The 17,151-nt window shown below is 23.8% G+C and carries 11 protein-coding genes; 2 read left to right on the top strand and 9 right to left on the bottom strand.

The genetic code is table 11. From position 1 onward, the window contains the following. Nucleotides 1–29: 29 nt before the first annotated feature. Nucleotides 30–1,088, bottom strand: a complete 1,059-nt coding sequence (locus tag ACZ5EC_RS05480; RefSeq protein ID WP_464303950.1) for a threonine aldolase family protein — start codon at nucleotides 1,086–1,088, stop codon at nucleotides 30–32. A 524-nt stretch (nucleotides 1,089–1,612) separates the two neighbouring features. Here ACZ5EC_RS05480 and ACZ5EC_RS05485 point away from each other — a divergent pair. Continuing rightward, nucleotides 1,613–2,578, top strand: a complete 966-nt coding sequence (locus tag ACZ5EC_RS05485; RefSeq protein WP_464303951.1) for an Rpn family recombination-promoting nuclease/putative transposase — start codon at nucleotides 1,613–1,615, stop codon at nucleotides 2,576–2,578. 1,256 nt (nucleotides 2,579–3,834) lie between these two features. Here ACZ5EC_RS05485 and ACZ5EC_RS05490 read toward each other — a convergent pair. Both ACZ5EC_RS05490 and ACZ5EC_RS05495 read right to left on the bottom strand, forming a co-directional pair. Then, nucleotides 3,835–4,758: an HAD family hydrolase gene (locus tag ACZ5EC_RS05490; RefSeq protein ID WP_464303952.1), complete on the bottom strand. Its 924-nt coding sequence runs from the start codon at nucleotides 4,756–4,758 to the stop codon at nucleotides 3,835–3,837. Between the two features lie 71 nt (nucleotides 4,759–4,829). Continuing rightward, nucleotides 4,830–6,110 (bottom strand): glycosyltransferase, encoded by a 1,281-nt coding sequence (locus ACZ5EC_RS05495; protein WP_464303953.1) that lies wholly within the window; start codon nucleotides 6,108–6,110, stop codon nucleotides 4,830–4,832. 176 nt (nucleotides 6,111–6,286) lie between these two features. On the opposite strand from ACZ5EC_RS05495, the gene ACZ5EC_RS05500 reads away from it, so the two are divergent. Continuing rightward, entirely contained in the window at nucleotides 6,287–7,384 is a 1,098-nt protein-coding gene (locus ACZ5EC_RS05500; protein ID WP_464303954.1) for a glycoside hydrolase family 130 protein, read from the top strand. 220 nt (nucleotides 7,385–7,604) lie between these two features. Here the strand turns inward: ACZ5EC_RS05500 and ACZ5EC_RS05505 are convergent, their stop codons facing one another. The 6 genes from ACZ5EC_RS05505 to ACZ5EC_RS05530 all read right to left on the bottom strand — a co-directional run bounded on the left by ACZ5EC_RS05505 (nucleotide 7,605) and on the right by ACZ5EC_RS05530 (nucleotide 17,121). After that, nucleotides 7,605–10,946 carry a glycoside hydrolase family 38 N-terminal domain-containing protein gene (locus ACZ5EC_RS05505; RefSeq protein WP_464303955.1) on the bottom strand — a complete coding sequence of 1,114 codons (3,342 nt, stop codon included), beginning with the start codon at nucleotides 10,944–10,946 and terminating at the stop codon, nucleotides 7,605–7,607. Then, complete coding sequence (locus tag ACZ5EC_RS05510; RefSeq protein ID WP_464303956.1) at nucleotides 10,939–12,030, bottom strand: ABC transporter ATP-binding protein; 1,092 nt, start codon at nucleotides 12,028–12,030, stop codon at nucleotides 10,939–10,941. Before ACZ5EC_RS05510 ends, ACZ5EC_RS05505 begins: the two co-directional genes overlap by 8 nt. Nucleotides 12,031–12,055: 25 nt before the next feature. Then, a complete protein-coding gene (locus ACZ5EC_RS05515) occupies nucleotides 12,056–13,120 on the bottom strand; it encodes a carbohydrate ABC transporter permease (RefSeq protein ID WP_464303957.1) in 1,065 nt (354 codons plus the stop codon). Continuing rightward, nucleotides 13,110–14,018 (bottom strand): carbohydrate ABC transporter permease, encoded by a 909-nt coding sequence (locus ACZ5EC_RS05520; RefSeq protein WP_464303958.1) that lies wholly within the window; start codon nucleotides 14,016–14,018, stop codon nucleotides 13,110–13,112. The genes ACZ5EC_RS05515 and ACZ5EC_RS05520 overlap by 11 nt, the downstream gene beginning before the upstream one ends. Before the next feature lie 143 nt (nucleotides 14,019–14,161). Continuing rightward, nucleotides 14,162–15,418, bottom strand: a complete 1,257-nt coding sequence (locus ACZ5EC_RS05525; RefSeq protein WP_464303959.1) for an ABC transporter substrate-binding protein — start codon at nucleotides 15,416–15,418, stop codon at nucleotides 14,162–14,164. Between the two features lie 140 nt (nucleotides 15,419–15,558). Beyond that, nucleotides 15,559–17,121 carry a DUF6259 domain-containing protein gene (locus ACZ5EC_RS05530; protein ID WP_464303960.1) on the bottom strand — a complete coding sequence of 521 codons (1,563 nt, stop codon included), beginning with the start codon at nucleotides 17,119–17,121 and terminating at the stop codon, nucleotides 15,559–15,561. Between the last annotated feature and the right edge of the window lie 30 nt (nucleotides 17,122–17,151).

Below are 17,151 nucleotides of genomic sequence, written 5' to 3' on the forward strand. Positions count from 1 at the left end.
CCCCTTAAAATTTAATCATTAAATTTAAATTAAATATTATTTTTTGTCCAGGTATTTACAATTTCAGGAATTTTTTCAATAACATAATCAACATCAGAATCTTTTGCATCATTGTGAGTTACAAATCTTATCCAACCACCTTCAGGTGGATAAGTTAAAATATTAAAGGTCTTTAAATACTCAACAAATTTATCTTGCTTATTTTTAAATGATTCATTTTTAAACTGGATAAAAAACATATTAATTTTTACCTCTTCTGGAAATAAATTAAAAAAACCTGTATCAATGAAAGCTTTAGCTATTCTTTTTGCATTTTCATGATCATTTTTTAATCTTTTTGTCATTTTTGTTAAAGAAACAATTCCAGCTGCTGCTAAAAATCCAGCCTGTCTCATCCCTCCACCCATAATTTTTCTATTTTTTCTTGCTCTTTTAATAAAATCTTTTGATCCTGCAACCATTGAACCGACAGGAGAACATAAACCTTTAGATAAACAAAACATAACTGAATCAGTATATTTTGTAATTTGAGAAGGTTCTACATTTAGATATGTAGCTGCATTAAATAATCTTGCTCCATCTAAATGGATATTTATATCATATTTTTTTGCATTAGTATATATCTTTTCTATTTCAGAAATTGGCATAACATCTCCATTAGCAAGTGCATTTTCAAGTTCTATTAATCTAGTTTCTGGATAGTGAATATCTTTTTCTTTTCTAATTTTTAAATTTATTTGATTCCATGTTATATAACTTTTTTCAGGATCAATAGTTCTAAATTGTACTCCAGAAATTATTCCTCCAGCTCCAGCTTCATGTTGAATTACATGTGCCTGATCTGAAATTATAACTTCATCCCCTTTTTTACAATGAGTTAATATTGAAACCTGATTACCAAACGTTCCTGAAGGTACAAACATTGCATCTTCTTTTCCAACTATATTTGCAGCTAATTTTTCAAGTTCATTTATTGTTGGATCTTCTGATAAAACATCATCCCCAACTTTCGCATTAAACATAGCTTCTCTCATTTCAATTGTAGGTTGAGTAACAGTATCTGATCTTAAATCTATATATTTTTCCATTTAAATCTCCTATTTTCTTAATTATTTTATTTTTTTAGAATATATTTTTATAATCATAACATTTATTCTATTTTTTATTTCTAATTTGTTATTTTAATTAACTTGAATTTATTTTAACATCTTAATCACATATTTCAAGGTATAATAATAAAATTGAAATTATTGAGATTTTTAAAAAATAATTATAATTCTATCATTATTAAAATTTTTCTCATTAGGTCAGTTATGTAATCTATTTAATTTAATCTATTAAAACATTTAAGAAAAAATAAAAAATATTATCTCTTTAGCCTTTGGCAACTGACATCCACTCGAAAAATTTTAATTATGATAGTTAGATATAACTTTTAATTAATTAAGTAAATATTAATATTTCATATTTTTTAAATATCTGTTCCTGCCACGAAAATAAAATTTTTTCATTCATGCAACTTTTTTGAATATTTTCTTGTCTATATAGAATAAAAAATAAAAAAATTATATACAGGAATAATAAAAAAGAATAATAAATGGAGATATATTTTATGAAAGAACTATATCATAACTTTATTAAACATCCGCATGATACATTCTTCAAAATCGTTTTTAAAAATATTAATAATGCTAAAGACTTTATTAATATTATTCTACCTGATAATATCAAAAAACATATTAACATTAATAACCTAAAAGTTGTTGACTCTTCTTACATTACAAAAGAATTTAAAAATAGATTCGCTGACCTTGTTTTTGAAACCAATCTAATTAACTCCAAACATAATATTAACATATACTTCCTTTTTGAACATAAATCTTATAAAGATAATGCTATCTTTATTCAACTATTAAGATATATGTTGGTTAAATGGGAAAAAGATTTTCAAAATAACAAAGATTTATCTTTAATATTACCTGTTGTTTTTTATCATGGTAAAAGTAAATGGGATATTAATACAGAATTTATAAATAATTTTAAAATAGACAAAAATATTAAGAATAATTTTAAAAACTATTTATTAAATTTTAAATATCTATTTTTTAATGATAGTAATAATAAATTAAATTATAAAGTAATGGATTATAATAGATACTTGAAATTAGCCCTAGATGTATTAAAATATAAAGCAAAAGAGGATAAGGAAATAATATACAATATACTTGATATAATAGATAAAGATATAGGAAATAGTGAGATAAAAGGAATATTTTATGTATATATATTTGCGATATTGAAAAGTGAAGATAGAGAAATGGTGATAAAAAAACTTGAAGAGAAGGAGAGTAAGATGCCATCAATATTAGAATCATTGATAAAAGAAGGAACACTAAAAGGACAAATACTTGAAAAGCAACAGGTTTTAATAAAACAGATAGATTTAAAATTTGGAATAACTAATGATGAAAAGCAAGTTATAGTAAATTGTTTTGACAAAGATAAGCTTGAGAGAGGAATCGAAAAAATCCTATTTGTTAATAATAAAATTGAAATTATTGAGATATTTAAAAAATAAGAAATAGATTCTATCATTATTAAAATTTTTCTCATTAGGTCAGTTATGTAATTCTTTTAGTTTAACCTTTTTAAACATTAATAAAAAATAAAAAATATTATCTTTTTAGCCTCTGGCAACTGACATACACTCGAAAAATTTTAATAATGATAGACATATATATTTAACTTTATTTAATTAAATATACTAATTCCAAATTTTATTATTAACTGCACTTGCCACGAAGTCATTATTTCCTCTTTTGCCTTTGGCAACTGTAATCCAGTCGAGAAATTTTAATTAGGATATAAATATATTAACTTATTTATTTAATCAAACACAATAATTTTAAATTTTATTATTAACTTCACCAACCACGTAAAAATATATACTTTTTTTGTCTTTGACAACTACAATTCAGTCGAAAAATTTCAATTATGATATATATATTGTTAATTTTTATTAAATCAACAATGTTAATTTCAATTTTTATTATTAACTACACTTGCCACGGCAATAATATATTTTCCTTTGCCTTTGGCAACTGACATCCAATCAAAAAATTTTAATAATGATAGACATTTAACTTTTAATTATTTTAGTAAGTATTAAAATTTAATATTTTTTAAATATCTAATTCTGACATAAAATATTAGTATATCTTTAGCTTTTGGAAACAACAGTTCAGGCAAAAAATATTAATTAGATTAGAAGATATAAAACATTTGTAATCCCTTCAAGCAGGTCAATCATTCCAACATAAGATTTTTTAGGAGGATGTTATGGAAAAATTTTATAGTCTTAATCCCTTCAAGCAGGTCAATCATTCCAACAGTACCTTTCTCAATAGCTTGATAATAAAGGGCTGCAGAAACCTATTTCGCGAACCAAAAATTTATTGGGGTATAAAATATTATAACTTTTACCCAAAACATGCCTCTAGCCCTTTATTATCAAGGTGCGCGAACCTAAACGAATAATGCGGGTTTCAGCTATGTGGTGGAGGTTCGCGGAAAACATAATTAGTTATTTATTGTAATTACCTAATTATATTAATTTTATTAACATTTATTAATATTTAAAACTTTAGTTAACTATAATAAACTATATTTAACAATTATCAATATCTTTTAATTATACTTTTTTATAACTTTCATAATTTTGGTTTATATAATCAAAAATCAAATAAAAAATATACTTTCCATAATATATATTTATTTTAAGAGAAATCATTTTATTTTCAAGATAATTTTAAAACATATTGTAAATTCATTTTTTTACATTTTATTATTTTTTATTAGATTATATAGTTGTTTTAAGTCTTTTATAGAATAGTTAATTTTAAAATCTTTATAATTATTATTAAATTTATTAAATTCACTTTTATCTAATGTGGATTTATTTGATTCATATGATTCCATTGTATCCTGTAAAAAATCTTTTGAATCTGGATTTAAAAAACATGTATTAAATCCATATCTTGAAGGTATTTTTATATCATTAACTATATCATTGCCTATAAAAATAGATTCATTTACTTTTATACCTAAATTATTTAAATTTTTTATTAAGATCTCATAAACATATGGATCAGGTTTTGCTCTACCCAATTTATAAGAAAAAAGTGATATGTCTTTGTTAAAATAATTAAATATATTGTCTGTTTTTAAAAAATATTCTAAAGTTTTTATAGTATAAAATTGTGCATTAGAAACAATTCCTATAACTATTTTGTTTTCATCTTTGAACTTCTTTAAAATATTTAAAACTTTTTTACCATAATAAGGTAGATAGACATTATTTACTTTATTTTCAAAAATATATGCTATTTCTTCAGCAATTGATAAATCAATTGTTAGTTCATAATAATCTTTAAAAAATCTAATCCAGAACTCTCTTATCTCTAACTCTGGTTGTATTATATCTGGAGTTTTTCTTTTAATCTCTTCATGTATCTTTTTAACTAAATTTATAAAATTTGTATAAAATTCCTCTTTATTTATTAATTCAATTTTATTTTTTATTTTAGAATAATTATAAGATTTATTTATTAATAATAATTTTTTTAAATATCTTTTTTTTAAAAGGTTTTTAATTACCTTAGCACCTTTTAATATTTTGTCTTTTTTATTAAGTTTATTTTTTCTTCTTTGAAAAAACAATGTTCCATAGATATCAAAAATATATCCTTTATATTTCATATTTCTTTCCATTTAAAGAAATTTTATTGTGTAATTAAAAATCTAAACTTAACAATTTATTATAATTTTTTTTATTTAAGACCGTTTGAACCATTTAAATGACCATAAAATTCAGTAAAAATACTTTTAATTTTTCTTTTTAATATATCATAAGAAAAATATTTTTTTGCTAGTTCATAATTTTTTTCAACCATCTCAGATTTTCTTCTAGGATTTGTTAGCACTTCTCTAACTTTTTCAACAGTTTCATCATCAAGATAACCTGAAAATGAAATTACATCAAATCCTTTAGGTTCTATATCTGTAACAAAAATAGAATATCTATTAACAATTATAGGTTTTTTGAAGTAAACAGCTTCTATAAATGCATTACCAAACCCTTCAAATGCTGAAGGATAGGTAATAAAATCAGCATGTGGGTATAAATCCCATAAAGTATAAAGCTTATTCCCTTTAGAATTGACTTCTCTTTTCTCATGAAGTCTATTATAAATAAAATGGACTGGTACATTTGACATTTTAATTAATTTTTGTAACCAGAAATAGTAATCATCACCTTCATCACCAGAATTATGAGAAATAATCAACTTAATTTTTGGATTATTTAATCTACTTACAAGGTTAATAGCGCTTTCAATACCTTTTCTTGCAACAATTCTTGTAGGTTGTAAAAATAAAATATCACTTTTGCTAAACCCTAATTGCTGTCTTAAATCTCTGTTAAATTCATCAAAATAAGGTCTTTTTTCATTAAAATCGATTACATTTGGAATTAATATAGATGCTAACCCTTTTCTTGCTGCTAACTCTTTTTGAGCAATTGTATTTATCACTACATGCCTTATAGATGGTAAATCTGGTGGAAATGCCATATCAAGTATATCATTAATTGAATTCACTAAAAATCTGTTTCGTTCCCAATAAAAGTCATGATGATGTCCTATTGTAGGAATACCTGTTTCAGCTATAACTTCAGTTAATGCTATTGCTAAAGGGATATGTACTGGAATTGAAAGACTATTCTCAGCAATTATTAGATTTATTTTATATCTATCAATAAATTCATAAAGCCTATCTTTTAAATACTCTTTAACTTTATATATTGTATCTGTAGTTGTTCTTGTCCTAATTTGTTTACCAAAAATATCATCATTGATTTTTAATATGTCTGGATGCCTGAAATAAGCTTCTGGAACTTCATACTTATTTTTTTTATTTTTATCAATTACTCCAGCAAACCAGAATATATTGTGTTTCATTTTAGAAAGTAGGTCAGCCCATTTATTCGATTCCAGTGAAACTCCATCTAATCCTTGAAATCTTGTTCCAACAAATCCTATATTTAATTGCATATAATATATATCCTTATATGTTTTTCTCTCTTATGAGTTGATATACCTAAAATTAAAAAAATCAACAAGATTTGTTTATTTTATAGTTTTATATATTATAATTTATATATTATAATTTACAGAAGAAAACACAATAAAATTATTTTTTTATATCTATTTTAATCAAGGAGATATATATGGCTTTAAGATTCAAAAATAACCCTATAATTAAACCTGATATTGTTAAACCTTCTCTTAATAATTTCAAAGTTGTATCTACAATAAATGCTGGTGCAACAACTTTTGATAATGAAATTATACTATTAATAAGAGTAGCTGAACGACCAGATTATATAAAGCTTAATAAAAATTATAACAATCACTTTAATAAAAATAAAATAAATCTTAAAAATTTTGTTTATACTGCCACCTTTGATATTAAGGACAAAAAATTTAAAATTCTTAAATTCGATAAAAATGACCCTGATTTAACTTTACTTGATTCTCGAGGTATAAAATATAAAGATAAAACATATTTATCATCAATATCACATCTAAGAATAGCAACTTCAAAGGATGGAATTAATTTAAAAATTTCAGATACTCCAACTATTGTTCCCGATAATATTTTTGAAGAATATGGAATTGAAGACCCTAGAATCACAAAACTTAACTTTAACAACAAAACAATTTATTTAATTACATATACATCAGTTTCCAGATATGGAATAACAGTTTCACTTATGGAAACTGAAGATTTTGTAAATTTTAAGCGACATGGAGTTATTCTTCCTCCTGATAACAAAGATGTAACTATTTTTCCTGATAAGATAAATGGATTTTACTATATGCTGCATAGACCAATGAAATCATCATTTTATCCTCCATCGATATGGATTTCAAAATCAACAAATTACAGGTATTGGGGTAACCATAAGTTTTTAATCGGTCCAAGAAAAAATTTTTTTGATAGTTCAAGAATTGGAGGGGGAGATACTCCAGTTCTTATTGATGAAGGCTGGATCACAATTTATCATGGTGTTGACAATAAAGGGAAATATCATCTTGGAGCTTTATTACTTGATAAAAATAACCCTGAAATTGTTTTAAAAAGATCAAAAATACCAATATTATCTCCTGAAACAGATTATGAAAAAAATGGGTTTTATGGAAATGTAGTATTTACATGTGGAAGTATAAAAAAAGAGGATATATTTATTATTTATTATGGAGCAGCAGATGAAACTTTATGTGCAGCTAAAATCACAAAAGATGAGATTTTTAGTTCTTTTTAAAATAATTAATTTAAAATTTATTTAATTATAATTTATAAAATAAAGCTTAAGGTGATTTATAACAAAAATTCTTATTTTTTATAATTGATTTTATTTAACATTTTATAAAACAAACCTGCTACAAATTTTTAATAAAATTTATTAATATTTTACTAATTATTAATTTTATAAACATTGTTTCAAATAAAACAAAGAAAATTTAATACAAAATAACTTTTAATTAAATTAATATTACTAAATTTATAATTTCTTTTGAAAAAATATTAATATTAAAATAATTTTTTTTATCAGGTATTAGTTTTGTACCCAAATTTAACAACTTTTTTTCAAAACCACTCAATTTTTTATCTTCTATATTGTTTAGAATGTTATAAACAAATTCTTTTGTATATTTATTGTATAATTTCTCTATTTTATAGCAATTTCTAATTTTAAAATTAAGCTTAAATTTTATATTTTTATCTTCAAATTCAGGATTAAATCCCCTTAAAAATATGACATTTTCATTAATAACTCTAATGGAATTAATAACAAAAGTGCCCTGAATATCTAGTAGCGATTTAGACCTTTTTACAAAATACTTTTTTATATATTTTTGAAAATCTATCTTATTAACAATTCTATTATATTCTTTTATTTTCTTATATAAATAATCATTTGTAGTTTTATTATCTAAATTATTTATTTTTATATTTTGTATATCATAATTTAAATTGTTAATATATTTTAAATATTCATTTAAAATATACGCATTTGATATTTCATTTTTATAAAATCTTAGAGAATATTCAAAATTCATTTTCCCTAACATTAAACCATCACTTTCACCATTTGTAAAAACTGTCTTTGAAAAACTTCTGAATAAAGTAACACCCATAATATTAAAAGTACTATTACTTTTATCATTTTTTTTATCACTATTATTTAAAATATTAGAACTTTTAAAAACACCTACTTCTGGATTTCCCTTAGAAAATAGAGCCGTAGTATTTATTGATTTAATAAATATAAATCCATTTGTTATACCAAACTCAGGTATTGGTTCTGTAAAATTTTTATCATCAACATTTTCGAACTTCCTTTTAACAATATCATATGGAGTATAAGCATAATATTCATGTAATTTATCATTTTTATTTTCCAGAAAAGGAAAATAAACAGAAAATCTTATATTTTTTAAATTATTATTAACTACAGTTTTAAAATCAATAAATTTTTTCTCTTTATATAAATTAAAAATTACCTGAAATTGAAATACTTTATTTTCCTCTAAAGTAGAATCAAATTCCTCCTTTAAAAAAGCTATATTTTTATCATCAAAAAATCGATTAAATTTAAATGAATAATTCAAAATAAGTGATGTTTTATTTTTATAGATTTTAATTTCAAAATTGTTAATACTATTATTTAAATAATAAGAACTACCATTTATAGGTTTGTAAAAATTATACCCATCTCCAATATCTGTATCAATTCGAAATTTTAGTAAATCATTATATACAATTTTTTTCTCTTTATCAAAAACCGTAATTGTTCCATTATTATTAATATATACTTTTAAATATTTATTCTCAATTGAATTATTTTCAAAAAATTTATTTTTATTATAAAATGATGGAGTCTCTGCTGGAATAATAAAATAATCTGTAAAAGTAAAAGGATTTACTTTTATATTAAGTAAAATCTTATAATTATCATACCAATAAATTGTAGGTAATTTATTATCTAATTTTTCAAAAGTTCTTTGGTCTTCCTTTATTTCTAAAATATCATAATCAATTTTATCTCCATTACTATCAATAACATCAAAAAGATAAACTTTTTCATATTGAAAATAATACCCACCTTTTTGAAAAGGTTGAGTAAATTCTTTATCCCCTTCTATCTTCTTTATAAATCTAATATTTAATTCAATATAGTCATTATAACTTGATTGTAATGTATTAAATATTCTAATTCTTTTAAAATTATATTTTTCTGTTAAACTATAATTAACAGAATAAAAAATATTATTTCTATTGTCTAATTTTCTAAAAACTCTTTTTATTTCATCTATAATAGAAGATGTGATATTTATAATTTGATTAAACCTATAAATCATATCTTTATGGACACTATCAATTGAACACCCCCCAATAGAATCATGAGCATGATTTTTAATTAACATTTTCCAGGAATAATTATTTAATTTTATATATTTTTCAATTTTATTTTTTATAATATCCGAATTATTTTTTTGATATGAATGTATTGGATAATTATTTTCATTTTTTAGGTTGTAATCCATTAATGAAATTAATTTCAATATAACAATTAATGGTTCAACATTGTATATAAGGGTATTTTCACATTTATGATTTAAACGCTTTAAATCAATTCTTGATGAACCTATATATGGGATTAGATAATTTTTTTGTTTAACTCCTGCAACTTTTCTTAACTCTCCATAAACTATTTTTAAGTTTAATTTATTTCTTACAATTACATTTTTATTTTCTTCATTATTGGTAATGTTGTTTTCATTTTTTTCAATCTTACTGAAATTTTCAAAATATTTACCAAGATCAAAAATCAAATTATATTTTTTCTTCGATTTTAAATATTTAAAAAAATTATAAAATTTTTCATCTTCATAACAATGGTCAACACCAATTTGAATTAAAGGAATATTAAAAATGGAATTTGATAATCTCTCTTTGATAATTTTATCAAAAATTTCAATTGCTGATTTATTATTATTATCAGTTTTGTTTTTTTGAAAAATTTCATCCAATTTAATCCATGCATCTCCATAACCTTTTTCCATATTATATAGATAACTTTTCAAAAACCATCTTTTTTGTAATTCATTATGACTTATCTTATAATTATCACCATCATTATAATTACTATTATTACTCTTATATTTATTTTTATTATTATCATTTATATTATTATTTATTTCATAATAATTATTGTTCTCTCTATCATTGTATACTCTATTGTTATTATTGTTATTATTGTTTTTACTATTGTTTAATTTCTTGATAAATTTATTATTTAAATTATTTTCATTTACTTCAGGGTAACACCAATAAAATTCAGTATTTATTGTCTGATAATCTATACCCCTCCATAAAAGAGCTGTATCAATATCAAATAAATTTAATATTTGAGGAATTTGAGAATTATGCCCAAAAATATCACTTAAAAATCCAAAAAATTGATCAACATTAAAAAAGAGACACCCTTTTATTCCAATTTCAAGGTTTCTAAAAATAGATTCACCATTTATAATATTTGTATCAGGCATTGTATACCATGGACCTAAATACAATCTTTTTTCACTGCATAGCAGTTTGATTAATTTTTCTTTTTCTGGATAAATTTCAAGATAATCTTCAATAGGAATAAATTGTCCATCCAAATAAAAAGGGGGATAATCATCATATTTATTAATTAATTCTAAAGTTTTATTTATAAAATCTATTAAATAAATCCTGAATTTTTCAAAAGGAAGATACCATTCTCTATCCCAATGAGTTGTAAAAAATATATATACTTCAGTCAAATCTTCAGGCATTTATTCTTTCACCTGTATCAATATCAAATAAATGGATCCTGTTCATATCAAAATTAATACTTACAAGGTCATCTGGATGAAATTTAATTAAAGTATTTGCTATTATCTTTATAATATGGTTATTCACCTCCATTGAAAGTATTTGAAAAGAACCCTGAGGCTCAACTACTAATAATTCTTTTGTTAATATTGATTCCTCTTTTTTAACTATTTTAATATCTTCAGGTCTTACTCCAAGAATCAATCTACTCTTATTATAATTTCTCAATATATCTTTATCTTTTTGTTTTAATCTAATTTGAAACCCTGGATTTTTCAAAACAGTATCATCCCCATCTTTTGTTATATCAACTTCAAAGAAATTAGTTGGTGGAGTACCAATAAAACCTGCGACAAAAGTAGTAGCGCTTTTAAAATAAACATCATCAGGAGTACCAATTTGAACAATTTTTCCATCTTTCATAATAACAATTCTGTCTGCCATACTCATAGCTTCCGACTGATCATGAGTTACAAATACTGAAGTTGCATGCGTTTTTTGGTGAATAGCTTTTAACTCTGTTCTCATATTTACTCTTAATTTTGCATCAAGATTTGATAAAGGTTCATCCATTAAAAATATTTTTGGATTAACTACTAAAGCTCTTGCTAAAGCAACTCGTTGCCTCTGACCTCCTGATAACTGTGAAGGATATCTTCTTAGATACTCTTCAATTTTTACCATTTTAGCAACATTAACAACCTTCTTCTCTATATCTGTTTTATTTTCACCTCTCAATTTTAATGGGAAAGCAATATTTTCAAAAACTGTCATATGAGGCCACACTGCATAACTTTGAAAAACCATACTTACATCTCTTTTTCTTGGAGGTAGAAAAGTTATTTCTTTATTATCTATAAAAATTTTACCTTCAGTTACCTCTTCAAGTCCAGCAATCATTCTAAGTGTAGTGGTTTTCCCACAACCAGAAGGCCCAAGCAGTACTATAAACTCTTCACTATTGACTGTTAGATTAATATCTTTTGCTCCCCAAACTTTTTTTGAATATCTTTTTGATAAATTTTCAAGTTTTAATGTAGCCATGATGCCTCCATATTTGAATAATTTATTACATTTTTGCTTCACCCCACATTTGTAAAATATATTTTCTAATAAAAAAATAAAAAACTAAAGCTGGAATTGCTAAAATTAAACCACCAGCTGTTGCTAAATGCTCCATACCCTGTGCACCAAGAACATACTCAAATATTACTACTGGAAAAGTAGGATTAAATTGGGTTAAAATTATTGCCTGTGCATACTCATTCCAGGAACCAACAAAAGCATACATTGCACATGCTGTAAGTCCTGGCAAAGCTAAAGGTAGGGTAATCTTTAAAAAAGCCTGAACTTTGGATGTTCCGAATATCATTGCAGCTTCTTCAAGTTCAACTGGAATACTCATAAATATACTTGCTGTTATCCATGTTGTCAATCCAATTGAACCAATAGAATAGATGAAAGATAAACCAATTGGTTTATCGTATAATCCCATTTGTCCTAATATTATAGCAGCAGGAATTGCTGTTGCTACAGCTGGAAACATTCTAACAAACAATATACTTACTTTTAAAGTATCTTTGTATTTAAAATTATATCTTGCAAAAGCATATCCTCCCAGACCACCTATTAATAAAGAGATAAAAATTGTTGCAATTGCAGTATATATACTTCTGTAAAATGCCCCCATAGCTTCAGGTTTAAGTCTGAAAAAAAGGATATAATTTGCAAAAAAATCTTTGTTTAATGTAAAATAAACTTTATTTTTCTTATTTAGTAAATTTACTTGTTTAAGAAAAAAGTCTTTTTTTAAATTACAATTTGTTTTTCTTTTTACAAAAGAAACAATATAATCAATATCATTTGTATTTGCAATTGTTAAATAATCTTTATCAACAGGTTTATATACACTTAGCTTCAAAGCATTGTTCTCTTTTTCCAGTAAAAATTTTACTTTAAAATGTGGATACCATGGCCAGGGCCATTCATTATATGCTTCATAATCTGACATAAAAGAAAGTGTAAAAAGGAAATAAACAGGAAGTAAAATAATAAAAGCAACCCCGATAACTACTATATATAGAGAAGTTAAATGAGCTGCTTTAAATAATTTTCTTTTTGTTTTAATGTTCATTCTTTTCCTCTTTCTTTCGATTTGCTATTTTAAGGTAAATTACAACAACAAGTGAAATTATTAATGATGCAATAACAGAATATGCCAATGACCTCTGATAATATTCAGGATCAGCAGGACCTCTTTGATCATTGTAGTAAACTAATTGTGATACTATTGTTGGTAATCTTAAGAAACCAAACATCAATGTTATAATAGCCCATATCTGTAAAGCAGAAATTATTCTCAATATTAAAGCAGTTGTAATTGTGGGTTTTAGTAATGGAAAAGTTATCTTTTTTAAAGTTGTCCATTTATCAGCACCAAAAATATATGCTGCTTCTTGATATTCTTTATTCATATTTTGCATACCAGCAAGTAAAATAACCATAATTGAAGGTATGACACCCCATGCATCGACAAGAATTATCAAAATTAAAGATTGCACTCTATCCCCTGTCATAAAAATTATTTTGCTATCTTTACCTATAACTCCTAAATAATATAAAAAACTATTAAGCCATCCATAAGTTGTTAATCCAGCTTTCCACATTGCAGCTACTGCAACAAATGGTAATGCCATAGGAATAGTAGCAATAAAAAGTAAAATGCTTGATCCTTTAAATTTTCTATTAATTAACATTGCTAAGGCAAATGCTGCAATAAATTCTAAAAATACTGAAAAAAGAACAATTATGAAAGTATTTGCTAAAGCTAAAGGGAAATTAGGATCATGAAAAATAAATGTATAATTAGAAAATGTAAACTTCCCATTTATATCATAAAAACTTCTAATAATAGCAGTAAAAACAGGACGAGCCCAGAAAACTAAATACCATAATATAGTTGGAGAAATTAAAATATAAGGAATTATCTTTTTTTTGGTTTCGTTATCTAATTTTAAACTAATTGCTTTCATAATTTATCTCTTTGAAATTTTTTATTATATAAAATTTTTTTTATTTAATTTATTTATTATATATGATCATTTTATTATTTTCATAATAAAAATCGAGGAAGAATAAATATTCTTCCCCGATAAAATTTTAATAAATGTTTTTATTATTTTCTTAAAGCATCCAATTCTTTAGCTGCTTCATCTAACATAGCTTCATCATATTGACCATTTTGAAGTACCATTTTTTCAAATACTTTATCAAAAACAAGTTTAACAGCACCCCAATCTTTAAAATCAGCAGCTGGTACAAAAGATAAAACACCATTTTGTAATACATATAAAGATTTCTTAATAATTTCATCTTGAATTGAATTTCCTAAAAGATCCATTGTTTCATCAATTGGAGGAATAAAACCACCAGTACCTTTTGATATTTTTAACATAATATCAGGTCTTGTTATAAATTCTAAAAATTTAACAGCTAATTCTTTATTTTGAGTACCTTTAACAATAGCAAATCCAGAAGTTCCTGCAATTGATCCAATGCCAGCAGGACCTTTAGGAGCAGGAGCTACTACATATTGTGTAGGATTAGACTCATAGATCTGTCCAACTCTTGCATTATGAGTAACAGTTAACCAAACTTCTCCTCTTTTCATAGGAGCAACAACATTATCAATTGTCTTAATAGTAGGAACAAATATATCTTTAGCATCAGCTAACATTTTCCAGACTTTTTTTGCAGCTTCAGAATTTATATCCGGGAAACCACCACCATAAGATAATATTGCTGAACCAATCTGGTAAATAAACATTTTTTGAGGAACACCAGTCCATGCAAATTTACCCTGTCCTTCACCTTTTGCTATAGCTTTAGCCCATTCAAAAACCTGTTCCCAGGTAATATTTTGAATATCAACACCAGAAGGTAAATATTTTAAAGCCCTTTTATCAGCTATTAACAAATAATCATCAGCACCAATTGGTAAAAAGTACTGTTTGCCATTAAAAATTGTTAATTTATTAAAACCTTTTGAAAAATGTCTGTCAGTCCATTTTTGTACATATGGAGTTAAATCTTCAACAAATCCTTTCTGGTACCATTCTTTAAATTTAGATACATAAGCAATAATAATATCAGTACTTACATGATTTGTTTTTTCCTGTACTTCAACTTTTTTAAGAAGATCATCATCATTAACTATTGAAAAATCAATAATGCAGTTGTTTTCTTCTTCAAACTGTTTAAAAACATTATTAATAACAAACTCTTGTTCATTTGGTGGTGACCAGAGCCTTGAAGCAATAACTAAGGTTTTTTTCTGAGGAGCTTGCTCTCCCCCTTTACCACTTAAAAATACTATTAACAGTCCCCCAACTATTAATAAAGCAATTAAAGAAAATATTAAACTTTTCTTCATAGGACCTCCTTTTTCTATTATACTTATTAAATTATATAAATTACTTTTAGATTTTGTCAATATTAAATTTAATTTTATTATTAATAACAAATATATTATTAACAATTATCAATATTTGTACATTTTTTATTAATTTTTTATTACTTTTTTATTATTTTAAATTTCTCTATTGAATCCTCTAAATTTTTTAAATAATCTTCATTATAAATAAATAATCGCCCTTTTTCGTATTCAATATCTATTACATAACGAATTTTTAAATTTTCAGGTATATATTTTAATTTTGATAATGGTATTAAAAACATTTTACTTGTATTAACAAGAATAATGGGTAAAAAATTTGATTCTCCAATTGGTGTCCCACCTCTAATTATCCCATTTTTCAATATTTTAGGTTTTCTATAAGTAAGTTCATATATATCAGCAGGATAAATACTTGAACATCCCTGTATCCAGACAAACATTTTATTTTTCTGGATTTTTTTTATTAATTTATAATACCCTTTTCCCCAGTTGCTACAGGGTTTTGTTAATGCTTCTCTACCACCAATTTGATCTAACTGAATTCCATCAACTTTTATTTTTTTAAATAATTTAACCCATTTAAGCAATGTCTTTATCCAGATCTTTGAATCAGGATTCATTACATAAAATTTGCGTTCATTATATTTCTCTATTACACAATTTCCATCTTCATTATAAAAAATAGCCTTTTTTAAAACTTTGTTCTGATCCACCAGTTCTTTTGAAGCAATTCTTGAATTTAAATAGATTGAAACTTTCTGATTATTTTTATGCACTTCTTCAATGGCTTTTTTTAATAATTTCAACCCACCTAATAATTTTGAAGGAGTATAATCAGGATAATCTATATCATGCCCTTTTGAATAACCAAAAATATGAATTATATTATTATTCCCAAGTTTATTTTTAATAAGCTCTGAAATCTTTTTTAAAACCATAAAACCAATTTTGTTATTTTTATCATAATAGAGATCTGGAGAAATAAAACCAACCTGAATAAAATAATTTGCATAAATTTTGCTTTCTTTAATCTTCGCTTGAAATTTATTATTAATCTTATTAATCAAATTTTTAGCATATGAATAAGCTTTAATATTACTATCAATATCGCTAATATCATTTATTTTGCTGTCTAAATTAATATTAAAAAATAACCAATACTTTTCACAACTATTAATTTCAATATATAAATTTTCTTCATCTTCTTTTATAATATAGTTTGTTACCAAAAACTTTTTATTTGAAGGAGAATATAAAAAAAATAACTTTTTTCCGATTTTAAAAACAATAAGATTAGTGGAAGCTATTGATGGATAAACAATTTTTGCAAAATTAATATTTAAATTATTCTCTTTTAAAAACTTATTAAGTTTATTTTCCCCTTTTTTTAAATTTATCTTTTCCCCTTCTCTGTTTGGAATTATAACATAATCACTTTTTTCTTTGTTAAGTTTTAAAAAAATTGCTTTAAAATTAACCTTGTTAACATTTTTATTTTTATTTTTTTGTTCTATAGAATTAAAGTTGTTATTACATTTTAAACCTTTATTTTTTCTTTTTTCTTGAAAAACAAAAAGTGTAATCCCATTTTCAAGGTAATTGAACTTTTCATTTGTGTAATTGTAAAAATCAATATAATTTGATTCATCTATAATAAATCTTTTATTTTTCTTAAACATAATTTTAAATTCTTCCTTTTGTGGATATCA

This window comes from Exilispira thermophila, from assembly GCF_055389015.1.

What these genes read in the sequence shown, in the direction of transcription:
- ACZ5EC_RS05525 (WP_464303959.1), bottom strand. Translation starts at nt 15,418, where the DNA reads ATGAAGAAAAGTTTAATATTTTCTTTAATTGCTTTATTAATAGTTGGG.
- ACZ5EC_RS05515 (WP_464303957.1), bottom strand. Translation starts at nt 13,120, where the DNA reads ATGAACATTAAAACAAAAAGAAAATTATTTAAAGCAGCTCATTTAACT.
- ACZ5EC_RS05510 (WP_464303956.1), bottom strand. Translation starts at nt 12,030, where the DNA reads ATGGCTACATTAAAACTTGAAAATTTATCAAAAAGATATTCAAAAAAA.
- ACZ5EC_RS05505 (WP_464303955.1), bottom strand. Translation starts at nt 10,946, where the DNA reads ATGCCTGAAGATTTGACTGAAGTATATATATTTTTTACAACTCATTGG.
- ACZ5EC_RS05480 (WP_464303950.1), bottom strand. Translation starts at nt 1,088, where the DNA reads ATGGAAAAATATATAGATTTAAGATCAGATACTGTTACTCAACCTACA.
- ACZ5EC_RS05485 (WP_464303951.1), top strand. Translation starts at nt 1,613, where the DNA reads ATGAAAGAACTATATCATAACTTTATTAAACATCCGCATGATACATTC.
- ACZ5EC_RS05530 (WP_464303960.1), bottom strand. Translation starts at nt 17,121, where the DNA reads ATGTTTAAGAAAAATAAAAGATTTATTATAGATGAATCAAATTATATT.
- ACZ5EC_RS05490 (WP_464303952.1), bottom strand. Translation starts at nt 4,758, where the DNA reads ATGAAATATAAAGGATATATTTTTGATATCTATGGAACATTGTTTTTT.
- ACZ5EC_RS05520 (WP_464303958.1), bottom strand. Translation starts at nt 14,018, where the DNA reads ATGAAAGCAATTAGTTTAAAATTAGATAACGAAACCAAAAAAAAGATA.
- ACZ5EC_RS05495 (WP_464303953.1), bottom strand. Translation starts at nt 6,110, where the DNA reads ATGCAATTAAATATAGGATTTGTTGGAACAAGATTTCAAGGATTAGAT.
- ACZ5EC_RS05500 (WP_464303954.1), top strand. Translation starts at nt 6,287, where the DNA reads ATGGCTTTAAGATTCAAAAATAACCCTATAATTAAACCTGATATTGTT.